The sequence below is a fragment of the Mesorhizobium sp. LSJC285A00 genome (assembly GCF_000503155.1).
Classification (GTDB): domain Bacteria; phylum Pseudomonadota; class Alphaproteobacteria; order Rhizobiales; family Rhizobiaceae; genus Mesorhizobium.
The window spans coordinates 15,151-30,936 of the sequence record NZ_AYVK01000065.1 but is presented as its reverse complement, the minus strand read 5'-3'; the positions used below and the strand labels follow the sequence as shown (position 1 = coordinate 30,936).

The 15,786-nt window shown below is 59.4% G+C and carries 10 protein-coding genes, 1 tRNA gene and 2 pseudogenes; 2 read left to right on the top strand and 11 right to left on the bottom strand.

Features of this window, described 5'->3' with window-relative positions; translation table 11 throughout:
- Positions 1–519: 519 nt before the first annotated feature.
- Together X726_RS138545 and X726_RS138550 are read left to right on the top strand one after the other, a co-directional pair.
- A complete protein-coding gene (locus X726_RS138545; protein WP_031215582.1) occupies positions 520–1,467 on the top strand; it encodes a lysylphosphatidylglycerol synthase domain-containing protein in 948 nt (315 codons plus the stop codon).
- A gap of 129 nt (positions 1,468–1,596) precedes the next feature.
- Positions 1,597–1,670, top strand: a tRNA-Gln gene (locus X726_RS138550).
- On the opposite strand, the gene X726_RS1000000170050 is transcribed toward X726_RS138550, so the two are convergent.
- The 11 genes and pseudogenes from X726_RS1000000170050 to X726_RS01000000167715 all read right to left on the bottom strand — a co-directional run bounded on the left by X726_RS1000000170050 (position 1,638) and on the right by X726_RS01000000167715 (position 14,511).
- On the bottom strand, positions 1,638–3,236 hold the full coding sequence (locus tag X726_RS1000000170050) for a recombinase family protein (protein ID WP_084566812.1): 1,599 nt from the start codon (positions 3,234–3,236) through the stop codon (positions 1,638–1,640). The genes X726_RS138550 and X726_RS1000000170050 overlap by 33 nt on opposite strands.
- Before the next feature lie 157 nt (positions 3,237–3,393).
- A complete protein-coding gene (locus tag X726_RS138555) occupies positions 3,394–3,603 on the bottom strand; it encodes a hypothetical protein (protein WP_023673625.1) in 210 nt (69 codons plus the stop codon).
- Between the two features lie 210 nt (positions 3,604–3,813).
- The gene (locus X726_RS01395; protein WP_023673624.1) at positions 3,814–4,341 is read right to left on the bottom strand and encodes a helix-turn-helix domain-containing protein; all 528 of its coding nucleotides are present in this window, start codon (positions 4,339–4,341) and stop codon (positions 3,814–3,816) included.
- A 1,534-nt stretch (positions 4,342–5,875) separates the two neighbouring features.
- Positions 5,876–6,961 carry an ImmA/IrrE family metallo-endopeptidase gene (locus X726_RS138570; RefSeq protein ID WP_023673621.1) on the bottom strand — a complete coding sequence of 362 codons (1,086 nt, stop codon included), beginning with the start codon at positions 6,959–6,961 and terminating at the stop codon, positions 5,876–5,878.
- 1 nt (position 6,962) lies between these two features.
- Positions 6,963–7,616 (bottom strand): hypothetical protein, encoded by a 654-nt coding sequence (locus X726_RS138575; RefSeq protein WP_031202989.1) that lies wholly within the window; start codon positions 7,614–7,616, stop codon positions 6,963–6,965.
- A gap of 137 nt (positions 7,617–7,753) precedes the next feature.
- Positions 7,754–8,575, bottom strand: coding sequence for a hypothetical protein (locus X726_RS0136780; protein WP_050587475.1), 822 nt, complete (start codon positions 8,573–8,575; stop codon positions 7,754–7,756).
- Entirely contained in the window at positions 8,572–10,089 is a 1,518-nt protein-coding gene (gene dgt, locus X726_RS138580) for a dGTP triphosphohydrolase (protein ID WP_245262730.1), read from the bottom strand. Before dgt ends, X726_RS0136780 begins: the two co-directional genes overlap by 4 nt.
- A gap of 339 nt (positions 10,090–10,428) precedes the next feature.
- Positions 10,429–10,812: a hypothetical protein gene (locus X726_RS138585; protein WP_084566813.1), complete on the bottom strand. Its 384-nt coding sequence runs from the start codon at positions 10,810–10,812 to the stop codon at positions 10,429–10,431.
- A 1,037-nt stretch (positions 10,813–11,849) separates the two neighbouring features.
- A pseudogene (locus tag X726_RS01000000167720) lies at positions 11,850–12,922 on the bottom strand (IS110 family transposase).
- A 64-nt stretch (positions 12,923–12,986) separates the two neighbouring features.
- On the bottom strand, positions 12,987–13,211 hold the full coding sequence (locus X726_RS138590) for a helix-turn-helix transcriptional regulator (protein WP_023816847.1): 225 nt from the start codon (positions 13,209–13,211) through the stop codon (positions 12,987–12,989).
- 210 nt (positions 13,212–13,421) lie between these two features.
- A pseudogene (locus tag X726_RS01000000167715) lies at positions 13,422–14,511 on the bottom strand (IS256 family transposase).
- Between the last annotated feature and the right edge of the window lie 1,275 nt (positions 14,512–15,786).

Here is a 15,786-nt window from a genome sequence, read left to right as displayed (position 1 = left end):
GCTTGCGCCGCTTTCTCGCCTTGCCGCGCTTATGCTGGGCGTCGCCGGCCTGTCCGTTGCCGGACTGGGGCCCCGCCTGGCGGGGCCGCCCGGCGGATGGGCTTGGCCCGCCTGATGGCGGCGAAGCCCTGGACACGCCCACTTCCGGCGCGCCAGCGCCGGTGTCGTGGTCTTCCACTTCAGTTCCTTCCGGCGCCGCGCGAACCGGAAAACCGGACGCAGCAGGCGCTTCAATCTTTTAAGTTGCCGCCAGAGTAGCAGCGCCGGACCGGATCACCAAGAGCAAGGACTCAAATTTTGCCGGCTGCGTCCTGCCACTGCTTTGCAGCGTCCCGGCGTTCGCTCGCCTTTTCATCTTGCCACTGGCACGACGAATTCGCCGTTGGCGAACCGGCTGCTCACCCTTGCCGGTTGAATAGCCGGCTTCAATAAGGCATTTCTGAAATGAGGGGGAATTGGTGAATCGCGGACGTTTTAACGCCCGCCGGGGCGATGGCAGCAACACATGACGACAACTCCATGAATTGGGGGGCCACGAATTGGAAGCGCTATCTGTGGCCGCTCATCGGTGTCGCGGCGGTCATCGGGTCGCTGTTGTTGCTGTGGCATGAACTGCGCGGCATCTCGATCGACGATGTCTGGGACGGCATATCAGCCATCCCGACGCGCGGCTGGGTGCTGGCGGCGCTGAGCTCGGTGGTCGCCTACGCCTCGCTTGCCGGCTACGACCACATTGCCCTTCTACATATCGGCAAGAAGGTGTCGTGGCTGTTCGTCACCTTCTGCTCCTTCATCACCTACGCGCTGTCGCACAATATCGGCGGCTCGGTGTTTTCGGGCGCCGTGATCCGCTACCGCGCCTACGGCACCAGGGGGCTGACGGGCCAGGACGTCGGCATTCTGGTGGCGATCTGCTGGATCACCTTCGTGCTCTCCAGCATTCTGGTCGGCGGCCTGGTGCTGGTGTTCGAGCCTGCAATCATCGACCGCTTTTCCGGCGCCCCGCACCACGGCCTGGCGATCGCCGCCGGCATCGCTTTGCTGATCCTGGTCGGCGCCTACATCTTCGGCAGCTGGCTGCATCTGAAGCCGCTGAAAATCGCCGGCTTCCAGTTGCACTACCCGGCGCTGCCGATCGTGGCGCGGCAATTGCTGATCGGCCCGATCGAGCTTCTGGCGGCGGCGGCGATCATCTTCTTTGCGCTGCCCGTGGCTGGCAATCCCGGCTATTTCGTCATCCTCGGCGTGTTCCTGGTGTCGTTCTCGGTTGCGCAGATCTCGCACGCGCCGGGCGGACTCGGCGTGTTCGAGGTCGTGTTCCTCGCCGGCCTGTCTAATATGGACCCGGTGGGCGTGTTGGCGGCACTTCTGGTGTTCCGGCTGTTTTACCTGATCATCCCGCTGCTGATCGCGCTCGGCGTGGTGCTGTTCTTCGAGCACTCGCAATACAGCCGGACGGACAGTTGAGGTCGCGCCTGGCGCAATTGGCTGATGAAACACCGAGATTGAAATGCAACGCAGGCTTGACTATTTTCCGGCGGCGGCTACAAGGCACGCGCGGCTGCTTCGGCGGCCCACCAGCGCGACAGCGCCTGCTGGGGAATAGGTTAACGGTAGACCCACGGACTCTGACTCCGTTAGTCCTGGTTCGAATCCAGGTTCCCCAGCCAAATTGGATGCCTCGTCAACGACACATCCCCGCGAGCTTGTGCAGCTGCCGCAGACGCGGCCGTTTCCGCAAGTAAATCAAACGGTTGCCTGAAGACCGCGCGGACCTCGCCGCGATTCCATTCGCAGTTCGACAGCACCAGATTCAGCAGTCGTTTTTTCTCGTTTGGGGCCTGATGAGTGAACATTTGGCTGGCGTTGCGGGCTAGCTCAAGCAGTTGGATCCCATCGTCCATGTATGATTCCTGCGCCTCGCCATGGCGCTCTATCTCACGCAGCAGGCGCGCTTGTTCGACGCGCCATTGCGCCGACATGCGGTCGTAGAAGGCATTGTCGATGCGACCGTCGAGCTTGTCCAGGTACATGGCGTTGAGGCGGTCTTCGAGACGCTTGTACTGAGTTTGGCACCGCTCAATCGCCTGTTCCTGTTCCCGCCGCTCGTCTGCATGGCTCGCCTTTAGCGCATCGCGTACCCATTCCAGAACCTCCGCATCGAAATGAAGTTGGTCCAGGAGGCCGGCAAAGGTCTTATCCAGCACCTCCTCGCGAACATATTTGCGGCGACAGTCGGCATAGCCGCCCCGGCCTTTGTCGGCATGTCCCGTGCAGTGGTAGTAGATGTATTTCCCCTTCTTGACCTCCGCCACGACCGCACAGCCGCACTCAGCGCAGGTCATGAGGCCCGAGAAGGCGAACTCATAACCATAGGAATGGATAGGGGTCGCGTGCCGGCCTGCCAGGACGCCCTGGACCCGCTCCCAGAGGTCGATCGATACCAGCGGCTCGTGCTTGCCGTGGTGCAGCCTGCCATTCCATTGAAACAGGCCCGTATAGAGCCGATTGCGCAAAATCGTGTGCACCGTACTGACCGGTACTGGGTTGCCGCTCCTTGGATGGATGAGGCCGTCGCAATGCGCCGCCTTCGTGAGCGCCTTGAGTGAATACTGGCCGGTCGCGTAGCGCTCGAATAGCTTGGTGATAACCGACGCCACCACTGGGTCCGGCTCGATGACCTTCTTACCGTCTTTGGCCGTGACATTGAGATAGCCGAGCGGCGCCTTGGATGGCCAGATGCCCTGCTCCGCCTTTTCCATCTGCCCTTTCCGGGCTTCCTCGGAAAGGTTGTCGATGTAGTTTTTGGCCATCAGCACCTTGATGCCGTGCATGAACTTTTCCGAGGATCGCGAGTCTCGCGACAGCATCACGCCTTCTTTGGCCAGGTGTATCTCGACATCAAGTTCGTCGAGCGTCACCCAGTCCTTGAGGTTGCGGTAGAGGCGATCGGTCTTCTCGACCAGGATGACCCGTACGCCAGGGTGCTTGCGCAGATATTTGACCATCTCGCCGAAGTTGGTCCGTCCGGTGTTCTTCGCAGTCTCGACATCAATATATTCCTCAACGATGCCAAACTGCCGCTGAAGAGCATATTCTCTCAGCAGCTTGCATTGCGCCGGGATCGAAAAGCCCTCCTTCTCCTGCTCTTTCGAGGACACGCGCGCATAGAGCAGCGCTTTCACGAAACTGCCTGGCTTCGCCTTCGGTGCTGGTTTCTTGTCGATCGGCTTCATCTCCGCTCCTTCGCGTTCACGGAACGGCGCGTGTGATTAACATGTCGGCGGTCAAGCCTGGCCGCAACGTGTGAAGCAGTCGGAGGAGCCGGTTTTCCTCGTGTCATCTGCAGCGGCCGAGCGCCATAGCGCTATATCACGTGCGCGTCGGTTCGACTCAATTCGTCATGTGCCATTCGGCAAGGATGCGAAAGAACCCGCTGACGTTTTCCACGATCTGGCGCGCTTCTTCCTTCGACAACAAACGACCGGTGCGTGCCTCGAAAAGTTGAACCGTTCGTTCCAGCAAGGCTTCGTCGACAGCGCGCGACCGAGAATATGGGACGGCCTCGATCTGCCGACTGGCATCTCTGCGTGTTGCTTTCATCGCACTTGCCCTGTTTCGAACGCGCGACTGCGCGGTCAGAGCAAGGATCGTTGAAATCTGCGTAATCTCGCATGCCCGTTATGTACGCTCCCGTTGCCTTTTCTACCCCGCTTCGCTTCCGATAGTCATTCCGGGGCTCTGGAACTCCCGGCGCCTGTCAATGTGAGGAGCGGTTAAAGAAGCACTCGCGATCTTTCGGCAAGGAATCACCTAAGCTAACCTGCCCTCAACCGGCGTGGGTTCGGCGGACGTTCCGCTCTCCTGTTTTGGGTCGACGACCGCCAGTTCCTCCCCCAATGCAACGATTAAGGCCGACACACGGCCGCGCACCCGTGGATGAAGTTGCACCAGCCCTTCAATCAGGCGTCGGCCTTCCGCGCTGGCAATAAAGTCGATGCGCTCGTCGACCGGTAGCGTGGGAACGTCACGGTCAATCTCATTGCCCGGCAGCCCTCCAAAAAAACGGCTGACTGGGACGGCCAGTGAACTAGCGATCTCGTAGAGCATGGAGGCACTAACTCGGTTTTTCGCGTTCTCGTATTTCTGAAGCTGCTGGAAACTGACGCCTATGGATCGGGCAAGCTGGGCTTGCGATACGTCCGACTGCAGACGAACGATGGCGATCTGCCTGCCGACGTGCTGATCTGCGGGATGCGGGCTACCCTCGGTTTTAGTCTTTGGCCATGCCTGGATGACGCCGGGGCATCCTGGCTCCGCAAATACCTTTCGGGACTCCATCAGTCACTCCATGGATAGAGATTTTGATTCGGTAAGCCCCGCGAAAAATTACCAAACCGTCGAATGATCGCGATTTCGGAACCGTAGTGACGAGGTTTCAGCTCGTGACTTTCTGCTCCCTGAGCCGAGCTATATCGTCCAAAGCCGAGCGGATCTGCGGCCACGGGGGCTCACTGTCGTGTAGCGAATACTCCCCTTCCCTAAGCGCTGCATTTAGCTTAGCGGCTATACCGGCGAGGGACGTTGCAGGAACTTGGGATAAGGCTTCGAGCAATGCCTTCGCGCGCTCGGCAGCTTCGCACTCCGCAAGTAATGTTGTCGAATAACCAATCTCCCTAGCGGCGGCATCCCAGCGCGCCTGATTGGCTACGATTTCAGCTTCAGCTTGGGTGCGGGCCACTGCTTNGCTCAGCAAGTAAGGCTGTCGAATAACCAATCTCCCTAGCGGCGGCATCCCAGCGCGCCTGATTGGCTACGATTTCAGCTTCAGCTTGGGTGCGGGCCACTGCTTTAGCCGGACGAACACCGAGCAATTCCTGAAGGGCTTCAACGGAGTGAACTGTCACGCTCTCGCCGTCGGACAAGGTAACTGTCGTGCACGGGAAGCCCACGGTCTCGATAAGTACCCTCTCCAGCCGCTGCTGCTGATTGCAAAGCTGTTCAGCCTCCTCCCAAGCCGCCTGCCATCGTTTCCACACCACCACCGCAGGATCAATGGCGTCATCACCCTCGAAGTCAATGCGAGCAAACGATGTAGACTGCGTCGCCGCCATTGCGATTGCTGTTCCCGCGAGCACCTTCCTGCGGGTGACGAAAGGCAAAGTCGTGTTATTGTCGGAATCAGCCATGATCCGAGCTCCCAGAAGCTTAGGCGTGGTCAGGCTAGGCATGGTGCGTCAACACCGCGTCTAGCCGCGCCCCGGACCAAAGGCCAAGGGTATCCACTGATACCTTTGGATCATACCGCAATGATCTAAAGGGATCAAATAGAAATTGGTCACAGCAGCACAAATGCGAGCGGCTCGAGCGTTGATAGCTCTCTCACAATCGGAGCTTGCCCGTAGGGCGGGTGTTTCTATTCCGACGGTAAAACGATGTGAGAGCGACAGTGAGCGCGCCGCCGTCGTCTCCGATGAAACCCAGGACAAAATCCGTGCTGTTCTTGAGGCAGAGGGTGTTGAATTTACGAACGGCAATCATCCGGGCGTGAGGTTGCGGCGACCGTGATCGACTACGAATGAAGTAACATCTGGCGGGCTGGCGTCGAGTTGGGGCGAGACGCGTAGCCGCCAATCAGACGAGTTGAGAAATGGCCGCAAGTGGGGCCGAAAACGGACTGGTAGGTTGAAGTGTCTATCCGGGACTAAGCTGCCGTTCAGCATCCGACCTCAATGTCGAACGTCTGAGCACACATTTCGGCATCTCAATGCTGCCATTCGAACTGCGGCTGGAAGTTAACTTCGATCGCGCCGGGCGCATACGATTTGCGTCCGCACAGTAGATAGTGCACCAAATAATCGTGGTTCAACTTGAATTACTTCACCAGCCTTAGCTGGCCACGAGGAGGCGTAATTGGTTCCGTCCGCAGGGCCGACGGCACACCAACGGTCACGAGACCAAACAACAGTTTCGCTAACTCCGCCTCAGGCAACGAAAGAAGCTGGGACAACCCGACTAACCCCAACTGTTCATCCCGGCGAACCTCGCTTAGCACCTTCTGCCAGATCTGGGATTGCTCGCGTCGAATTGGCGAAGGCTCTTCAGTCCGCCAGCCCCGCCTAGAGATCTCGACGAAAATCTGCTGGTAATTCCATTTGGTAAGGAGGCCAGTCTCGTGCAGTCGGTAAGCCATAGCAGCAACCGATACCGACCACTCTTGCTTCAATTGCACGACTTTTGGAAGCCCGGAAACCCGCCCCACAGCCCGGAGCGGCGCCTCTGGCATCAAGAAGGCTGAAGCAAACTCATTGGCCTGCTTTTCAGCCTCAAGCCCATTTGGCGAAGCATGCTTGTGCAACACGAGGTGCCCGAGCTCATGCGCAGCGTCGAATCGGCTTCGCTCTGCCGATTTTTGGGTGTTCAAAAACACATAAGGCCGCGCTCCCCGCCACAGCGAGTACGCATCGACCTCTTTGCCATCTTCCCCAAGGGAGAAAACTCGAACACCTTTCAACTCTAGCAAATGAACCATGTTCTTAATGGGTCTGTTGCCCAAGCCCCAATAGTCTCGCAGCCCGGCTGCCGCAGTCTGAGGTAACTCATCTCGCATGTCCGGCAGGTCAGCGCCCGGCAGGTCAAACTCTCCATCCAACCAGTCCGAAAGAAGGAAGGCTACAGCGCCAGCGGCGATCGCACCGTCTCGCTGCCGAGCCGTCATCTTGCTCATAGAGCGAAAGCTCACACCTTCCACCAGTGGAATGTCCAGGTCGTCAGCCATGAAGAATTCGAGAGGGAAGCCGAGTACCCGCGCGAATTTTCGAGCTACGTCGTCGCTAGGCAGGTATTCCCCAGCCTCATAACCGGTCACAGTACGAGGTTCGATACCAACTCTGGACGCAAGTTCTCGCATCGTCAGCCCGGCCCGCTGACGAGCTACTTTCAGCCGCGATTTGTTGAACATTTTATGCGGCCTTGCGCTTCACCGGCACGTCGATATCGGGCGTGTTATCTTTCTTCTGCGGCACGCCGCCGTCCACACCAGGTATGGGGATGAAAATGCGTTCAGCCCAATCGGTCACCATTTGGTCGTCGAAGTCTGACGGCAAGGACAGCTCGGCCCGGCATTGTTCATCATCAATGTTTATAAGCAGCATATAGGTCTTGTAGTTAAGGACCGTCACAGCCCGGAGCAGATCAGCTTTCACTGTATCGGGAAAAAGATCGCCTTCCACACTGTTCTTCAAGACGGCCGCCTCCGTAAAGAGACCCTTGAGTGACTTTGTTCTTGGCACGCCAGGCCATCTGCAAGTGAGGTGGTCGGCACTTGCTACGACAATGTTGATCTCACTCGAATCGTTGATCACCAACGAGTAGTTGCTCGGATCGTCCTTGCGCCAACCAAGCGGCACCAATTCATCTCGCAGAGTGCGCACTACCATTCTCCAGGCCTCGGTACCGGGTATGAACGGCGGGTCATTGTCAGTGCAATTCAACCGGGCCACGTGCCCAGCCTGTACAGCCTTGATCAAGGCCTCAACAGAGATGCCCAGTTCCATTAGACGACGGCGAGCGTCAAAAGGATGCTGGTAGAGTGAGGCGCTCGCTACAGTGCTCATTGACAGAATCCAACTTCATTTTTTTCACCTTCTAGCAGGTAAAAAAAATGAAGTCCAGTGGGGCGGCAATCTTTTGAAAGCCGTCGTGCCATCCAGGTGTTCAGCCGGCGAGCGCTACGAAGACTGACCCTCAAGCGTTACCGCCACCAGACCTTGAGAAGCTCCAGGCAACTATTTTGCCCGTCGACCTCGCCTGGTCCGTACTGGAGATGGTTGAAGGGGGAAGAGCCCTCGGTGAACGATTTGATTGCCGCGTGCTCGTAAAGCTCCGACATGACGGCGTGCGGATCACTGCCGGCTGCAAGGCAGCGACCCAAGCCATTGCGCGCCACATAGTCCACGATCTCTCCGCTGTTGCGGGCCATGCCTTCTGCTAGATAGCTCGTGAGCTTGGGGCCAAGATCCTGCCGCCAATCCAGCAATATCTTCAGTGTGCGGGCCAGCGTGCCGATATAATGAGGATTGGCTTCGAGATTAATATCGACAATGCCGTGCTCGATACTCGTCCAGAACCGATCCGAGCGCGTTATTACCTGTGTTCGGCAGTGAAAGATCACCGCATCACAGTCGAAAAACGTCGTCCTCACGAGATCGTCTAGCGAGTGCACTGCCACGTAGCCGTGGCTCACGGCCCAAGTTGATTGAAGCGCCCATATGTCGAAGTCGAAGCGACCGTATTTGAGCCTATACCCACCGAAGCGATTGCGCTGACCGCCAAGCGTGCGGAGCAGGCTATCGAGCACGTCCGGCGAAGCATCGACGACAACGTCCACGTCGGAGTTGAACGCATCACGACCCTCGCGCGCGAAGTCACGCGGAAGCCCGCCGAAAATCGCGCTATCACCTGCACCACCCAGAATATCGACCAGCGCGCCGATCTCGGAACCCTGCGATCCTCTGATGAATTCAGCGATGTCGTCGCTTAGGCCTCGGTCGCGCAGATGAAGGCTGACGTTCATGCCGCTCCTCGCTTACGCAAATCGTCAAGCATCGAAATCGCAAAGCTATCCGTCATGCCGGACATCATGTCCGTCATCAGTTGCAACTCACGATACCGGATAGGCATGCGGTTGTCGGGAGATTCGGCAACACGCCGATAGTTCTCCGAAATGCGTGAGTAGACGTACTGATGCAAGGGCGTGGTACGCTTCGAGCCGATGTCGAGCGGGTCCTTGCGGTTGGTGATCGCAGCCCAGAAGATATCCATGAGGCCGTGGATCGTTTGGTGGCCCCGCAGTTCGACTTCGAGCACTTGGCGGTGCGTATAGATATGCTTGGCGGCAAAGCTCTTGAGGAGGGACCACAAGCGATTTGCCTCCGATGCCGCCATAAGCTCCTTGTCGAAGTTACCCACCATCATCGCCGGCAGATTTTCGGCAAAGGCTTTGGTCGCCGCCACGATCATCACGCCGATAGCGTTGACCCGAAACATCTGCATGGTGATGTCGTCGAGTTCAGCGGCAGACAATGATTGCGCCCGAAATTCATGGTGCTGCTCCTTCGCCTTTGCAAGTACCGACTCGATGCACGCATCGCCGGCACCTTCGAACTCCAGGAAGCCGGCCAGCCGATCGAAATTCACCAGGCCCTTCTTGGCAGCATCTTCCACATCAACGATGGAATAAGCGATGTCATCACAGGCCTCCATAATGAAGGTCAGCGGATGGCGGATCCCTTCACCCAAGCCCGTTTCGGCCCACACTTCCTCAGCGATATCGGCTTCGGACTGGAAGTAGTTGAACTTCTTGCGCGCAAGCACCTTCTTGTTCACCTTGTCCGACGGGCTGGGATACTTCATGAGCGCCGCGAGGAAGGCATAGGTCATGTTCAGGCCGAAAGAGTCGTTGACGATCTGAAGTCGCGTCAGGAGCCGGAATGCCTGCGCGTTGCCCTCAAAACGCAAAAAGTCGTCCCTGAGTGCAGCCTCGTCCAATCCCTCGAATATCTCCGGAGCTCTGGCCTTCATCCAAGACTGGATGGCGTCTTCGCCTTGGTGGCCGAACGGGGGGTTACCCAGGTCGTGGGCAAGGCCGATAGCCTCAAGCAAGGCAGGGACGTTGCGTTCCGCCACGACGCTCTTCGGCAGTTTCAACTCTTCAGGATAAACGTAGACAAGGGCGGTGCCAAAGCTGCGGGCCATGTTGGCGACTTCATGGCTATGGGTCAGGCGCGTACGCACACTGTCATGCGGATCGAGAGGAAACACCTGCGTCTTGTCCTGCATCCGTCTGACAGGCGTAGAGAATAAGATACGGTCGTGATCGCGTTCGAGCTCGGTACGATGCTCAGCGGTCTTGGCGGAGCGCTCAACGCTCTTTCCTCTGGCCTTATCCTTGCGGCGTTGTGGATTGAGCAGCTTATCCCAGTTCAGACCGACCATTATCCATTCCCCAATGTCGGCCATGGTTTCGGCTTGAGCGCTCGATTCGTCAATCGATTGAGCTTTCCGGACCACATAACCATGTTGATTCATAAGCAATCGCAAACGCCTGGTCGATCGGAGCATATTCCTTGAACGGCGTTTATGTTCTTTATTTGTTCCGAGTGGGTGCGGAAGGCGCCCAAGGATAGGTTCTGCCTCACGAGAGTGCTGAAGCGAAAGCACCCGAAATTCTCGGAAAACAAAACTACCGTGCGCTCCACCACTTGCAATCGTTCTCTCACGCAGCGGGCCAATAGAGGCGGTCCAGCCAGAATCCGTCCCATCCGGCAGTTACACAAGGCGCAGCTTTTGGGAATTTGTCACGACAAATGTCTGACGTGAAGGCGCATGCCAGACGTTCATCACCTGACCATCCGCGAGCCGGTCACATCAACCCTTCAACATCGTCGATCGGAGAATGGCCTGCATATGCTCTGCGAGGTCGAGTTCGCCACGCGCCTCGATCTCTAAAAGATATCGGGCCTTGACCAGGCGATCTCCTCCAACGGCAGGATAGCCGCAGATGGCGAGCAGCGCCCTCTCCTCTTCCCGGCTGGCTCTGGCGCGGTCGTCGCTGCCACCGCCTATCTCGTGCAGAGCTTTGCCGAACTCAGCATAGGCTGTCTTGTGCGCCTCAATCAGCGCTCGCAGATAACTGGATGGCTCTTGGTCTCGGGTCGGAGGCTCCGCGCCGAGCGCCGCTGCCGTCATCGACGACGCGACGACTGCGCTGCCGGAGTGGAGAAGCAAGGCGCGGCGGTTGATCCTAGACATGGCAACCTCTCCCATTTGCTTTGATGGCGATTAGGCAAGTGGCGTAAAAACCATCAGACCGTAACACGACGGTTTGCGTATTCGTGTCAGGATGGGTAGATCTCTGGCAGTCAAGAGCCAATGCGGCCGGGCGATGCACAGTGCCTCTGGACCGATGCCGGACCCGATGAAAGCTTGAATGTTGTTGGCGGACGTGTCTCGACCGGTACGCGTTTCGTTGGGGCCGTGGAGCCTTGTATCCGCCGTGCCGAGTACGGCGCCTGCCGACAAGCCTGCGCTCGGCCGCCATCCTACGGCCGGCGCTGGCGACGTCGGCTCCACGGGCCGAAGTGACGCGTCTCTGCGGCGGGGGTCGTTCGCCGATCGCGGGCCAATACAGGCTGGGTCGGCGAGGTTCTAACGTGGTCTATCCAACAGCTCGTTAGCTACCGACGAGCGGCTCTCACCACGCCCTCCTTTCCAAGCCCGAGCCCCACAAAGGCCAGCCGGGCGGTCGCACATCGCACTAAGCTACGGACGAAGAACGAAAATCGACGATCTTGAGAGGTGCAGGAAAAACAGGCACCTCGCGAAAATTGGGAATAACCTATTGGAATAACACGACCGCCACAGCCCGCACCTCGCGGCCTTTTATCTAGCCGTCTTAATCGGTCGTGCTAGGCGAGAATTTGTACGCATCGTCGTTTCTCCTTCCATCTACGATAATATACGAATTTATTCTCCACGCTACGTTTCCACGTTTTGGCGTCGAGTTCCGATGCGCCGAGCAGTCTTACGCGCTCTGCGACGGGTGTTTCGGCTGCACTGTGGCAGCGCTCGAACCGTCGTGGCGCACTTTTCCATCGGACTGGCGGAGCATCGTCACAGGCAATCGAGCGCGGTCCGGCCGTCTGTGGATCGGCGCGGCCGCAGGCAAGATAACGTGCGTTCCGTCGTTCCTGGTCTGCATCGGTCCTCATCCGCCAAGGCGGATCTTCGTGTTCAGCTGGCGTCGTTCACGTTGCTGACGCCCTGCGTTTCAACTGACGATCCCCTGCTCATCGATGGGCTCCGAGCAGCTTGCGGTCCTTGAGATGAGCGCGCTGGGCAGCGTCGGTTGGGCTTGCCGCCGGATCGCCGACGTAGAACGTTCCGTCGCTCCACATGGCGTGCATGATCACCGCCAGCTTGCGCGCCACCGCCACGCACGCCTTGCGATGGCAGGAGCGTTTGGCGATTTCCCGGCCCAAGCTTTTGCCCTTGTCCATGCCGCGGAGGCGCGTCATCAGCGCCGACGCCGCCTCGTAGAGCGCGCGCCGCACGGCCGCGTCGCCAGCCTTCGAGATGCGTCCCTGGACGTCGATCGATGTGCTCGACTGCCATCGCCGCGAGGTCAGCCCGAAGTAGGCGGCGACGTCACGCGAGCGGCGGAAGCGCGATCGTCGATCGCCGTCATGAAGGAGAGCGCCGTCACCGGGCCGACGCCGGGGATGGCCATGAAGCGTCGGCACAGCTCGCTACGCGCGACGATCTCACCACCAGATCGTGCAGCCGGCAATATTCCCGCCACTGAACGGCGCGCCCCGACAACATGGCGTCCATCAACTCGGCTGACAGCGGATCGGCCGCGAGCACCGCCTGGTCGAAAGCGCCACGCGACGTGCCGCCAAGCTTGATGCCGAACGCCTTCAGCGAGTGCCGGAGGCGTTCTCAAAATCGACGAACTTGCGCTTCAGGTTGCGCCGGTGGGTCAGTAAAAGCCGCATCCGATAGCAATCCTGCGTCTTGATATGGGCCTGACGAAACCAGCCGGTGCGCATGATGTGGGCGATGCCGAGCGCATCGGCGGCATCCGTGTTGTTGCGCTGCGCCGACATCGCGGCGCCCACGTGCTGTGTCTCCAGGCAGATCGCCGGAAGGCCGCGTTTCAGAAGCTCGGGATTAAGCCAGGGCGACAGCGATCCGGCCTCGTGGCCGACGCGCCGCAGCCGCGCCACGAACGGCTTCAACACCACGAACAACGCATCCGGATCGGTCTCCACCTTGACCGTCAAATGCACCTCACCATGTTCGTCGACGACGGACACCGCAGTTTCGTCCACGCAACATCCAGTCCGCAAAAATATTCCATCAGCCGCCTCCTGCGTGGCTTGACAGGTGATTTCTTAGCAGTTGCCCTGCTGTACTTATATATACTACTCCACAACAAAGGTAATTTGAAACGGACTCAGCATTATGCCGCAGTCTCCATTCTCAGCGAAGACAAACCTGATACCTCCCTCCTCAAGAGTTTTTTCAATCGAGCTGAGTGTTCGTGGACCTATTGGAGTGCCAGCTTCCAATCGCGTGATCGTTGTCGGGGCGACCCCCGCAAGGCTGGCCAGCTCGCTTATTTTCAGTCCCAGCGCCGCCCGAGCCATTCTGCATTGGACACCTCGGATCGTCATTTCTCGTTGCCCCGGTGAACGAAAGTCCCTGGCAGAGATCATATAACTGCTATTCGCGCCATGGTTTCCCTTTCTGTTTTTTGAGAAGGCATAATCCGGCCATTTTGCCCGTCAGATCGTGTCCCGCGGCGTGGTGTAGCTGGCGGCATTAGTCGCCGTGCTCTCCGGCATGGGCCGGGCTGATCAGCGCGCCACGGCTGGCAGGCTGATCAGGGGATCATCGCTCATCTGGCTGATCGTTTCCAGAGTCATATATCTGGCCCGCTGCACTGCCCATTCATCGTTCTGTTCGAGCAGGATTGCGCCGACGAGGCGCACGACCGCATCGTCGTTCGGGAAGATTCCGACGACCTCGGTGCGCCGCTTGATCTCGCCGTTGAGACGTTCGATCGGATTCGTCGAGTGGAGCTTGGNCTGGTCGGCGACGGCGCGCCATTGTACGGACGCGGCCTCGGGCGTTTCCTGGGCGAAAGCGGTGGCGATGAAGGCTGAGACGACCCTGCGGCCGCTCTTGCCGGCATGGGCCAGCACGTTCCTCATTGAAGTGGACGCGGCACCTCTGCCATGTCGCGCACAGCACCTTGGTGACGACCGCCTTGAGGCCTTCGTGAGCATCGGAGACGACGAGCTTGACGCCGCGCAGGCCGCGACGTGTCAGCTTGCGCAGGAACTCTGTCCAGATCGGCTCGGCCTCCGAGGTGCCAATCTCCATGCCCAGTACCTCGCGCCGGCCGTCCGCGTTAACGCCGACGGCGATGATAACGGCGACCGAGACGATCCGCCCACCGCGGCGGACCTTCAGGTAAGTGGCGTCGATCCACAGGTATGGCCAATCGCCCTCGATCGGCCGATCGAGGAAGGCCTTCACCTTCCCGTCGATCTCCTTGCACAGCCGCAAGACCTGGCTCTTGGATATGCCGCTCATACCCATGGCCTTGACCAGGTCGTCAACCGACCGGGTCGAGATGCCTTGCACATAAGCTTCCTGGATGACGGCGGTTAGCGCCTTCTCGGCCATGCGGCGCGGTTCGAGGAAACCTGGGAAGTAGCTTCCCTTCCTGAGCTTCGGGATGCGCAGCTCGACCGTGCCGGCCCGCGTCTCCCAGTCCCGGTCGCGGTAGCCATTGCGCTGGGCGAGCCGCAGCGGGTTCTTCTCGCCATAGCTGGCGCCGGTGGCCGCGCCCACCTCCATTTCCATCAGTCGCTCGGCGGCAAAGCCGATCATCTCCCGCAGCAGATCGGCATCCGGGGTCTTCTCCACGAGCGTGCGCAGGTNTCATCGGTGGTCCTTCCGAAATGGGTTGGCGTCAACAACCAAACCCTACCGGAAAGCGCCGATGACCACCCACACGCCGCTCGCTCGCTACAGCGCTACTAACGGCGCGCTCGTGAGCGGCTTCGCTACTGCCGAGCTACACCACCTGATGGGACACGACCGCCCGTTCACGGCAGGTCGCGCATAACATAGTATATCTCGGAAGTTAACTAAGCCTAAACATTCAACTGCAGCGTCATACCTGATTATATCAATCAGCCTTACAAGTGGTTGCAATTCTTTGGAGGTGCCTGTCTCTTGCCGGGAAATGCCGGAGGGATTTCAGCAATGACCACCAATATCGATTTGGACAGTTTTTCGGGTTTGGCCGACGAGCATTCCGGGCCGAATGAACACAGCAGCCAGGCAACGCCGGTAGAGATCCAGGTTGCGCAAGCAACTTCGACGCAGCCGCCCGCGCCGCCAGCGTCCGAACCGGTGCCGGTCGACGTCGGAAGCGGCGCGCCCGTTCAACCGGCGGCTCCCGCGGCGGCGAACGCAGCGGCGGCGCCCCATGAATATGTGGCCGACGCTAGCAACATGGTCAGGCTTCCGTCCAGCGTTTCCATCGACAACATCAAGGTCGACGGCCACAACCTTTTGCTCGAACAGGCCGACGGCTCGGTGATCGCGATCAAGGATGGCGCCCTGAACGTGCCGACCTTCATCATCGGCGACGTCGAGGTGCCGCGCGTTGCCTTGCTGGCCGCCCTTGAAGCAAGCCACGTCGATGTCGCCTTCGGCGCCGACGGTTCCATGTCGGCTGGTCCGGGAGGTGCCCCGGGCAGTGCTGGTGGGGACTTTACGGTTCCCCCAGGCGGTATCGGTGACGGATTCGACCTTTCGGCCTTGCTCCCCCCGACGGACCTGCAGTTTGGGCAGTTGGAGCCACGCGAGTTGACCATCGGCGTCTTGGGAAAGGACTCCACGCCATCGATTGGGCTCATAGGAGAGACCACCGTCTATGAGGCCGGCCTTCCGGCACGCGGCGGCGAGTCCGCGGGCTCGAACGCTGCCGCCAACTCGGAGACCACCTCGGGCACCATCGGCTTCACTTCGCCGGACGGCGTGTCGGTAGTCTCGCTCGGCGGCCATGTGCTGACCGGCGCCGCGCAGACCTTCACCGACGCCACCGGCTCGCTGACGGCAAGCTATGTCTACAATCCGGCCACCGGCGCCGGCACGATCAGCTATTCCTACACGCTCGTCGACAACACCACCGGCGACAACACC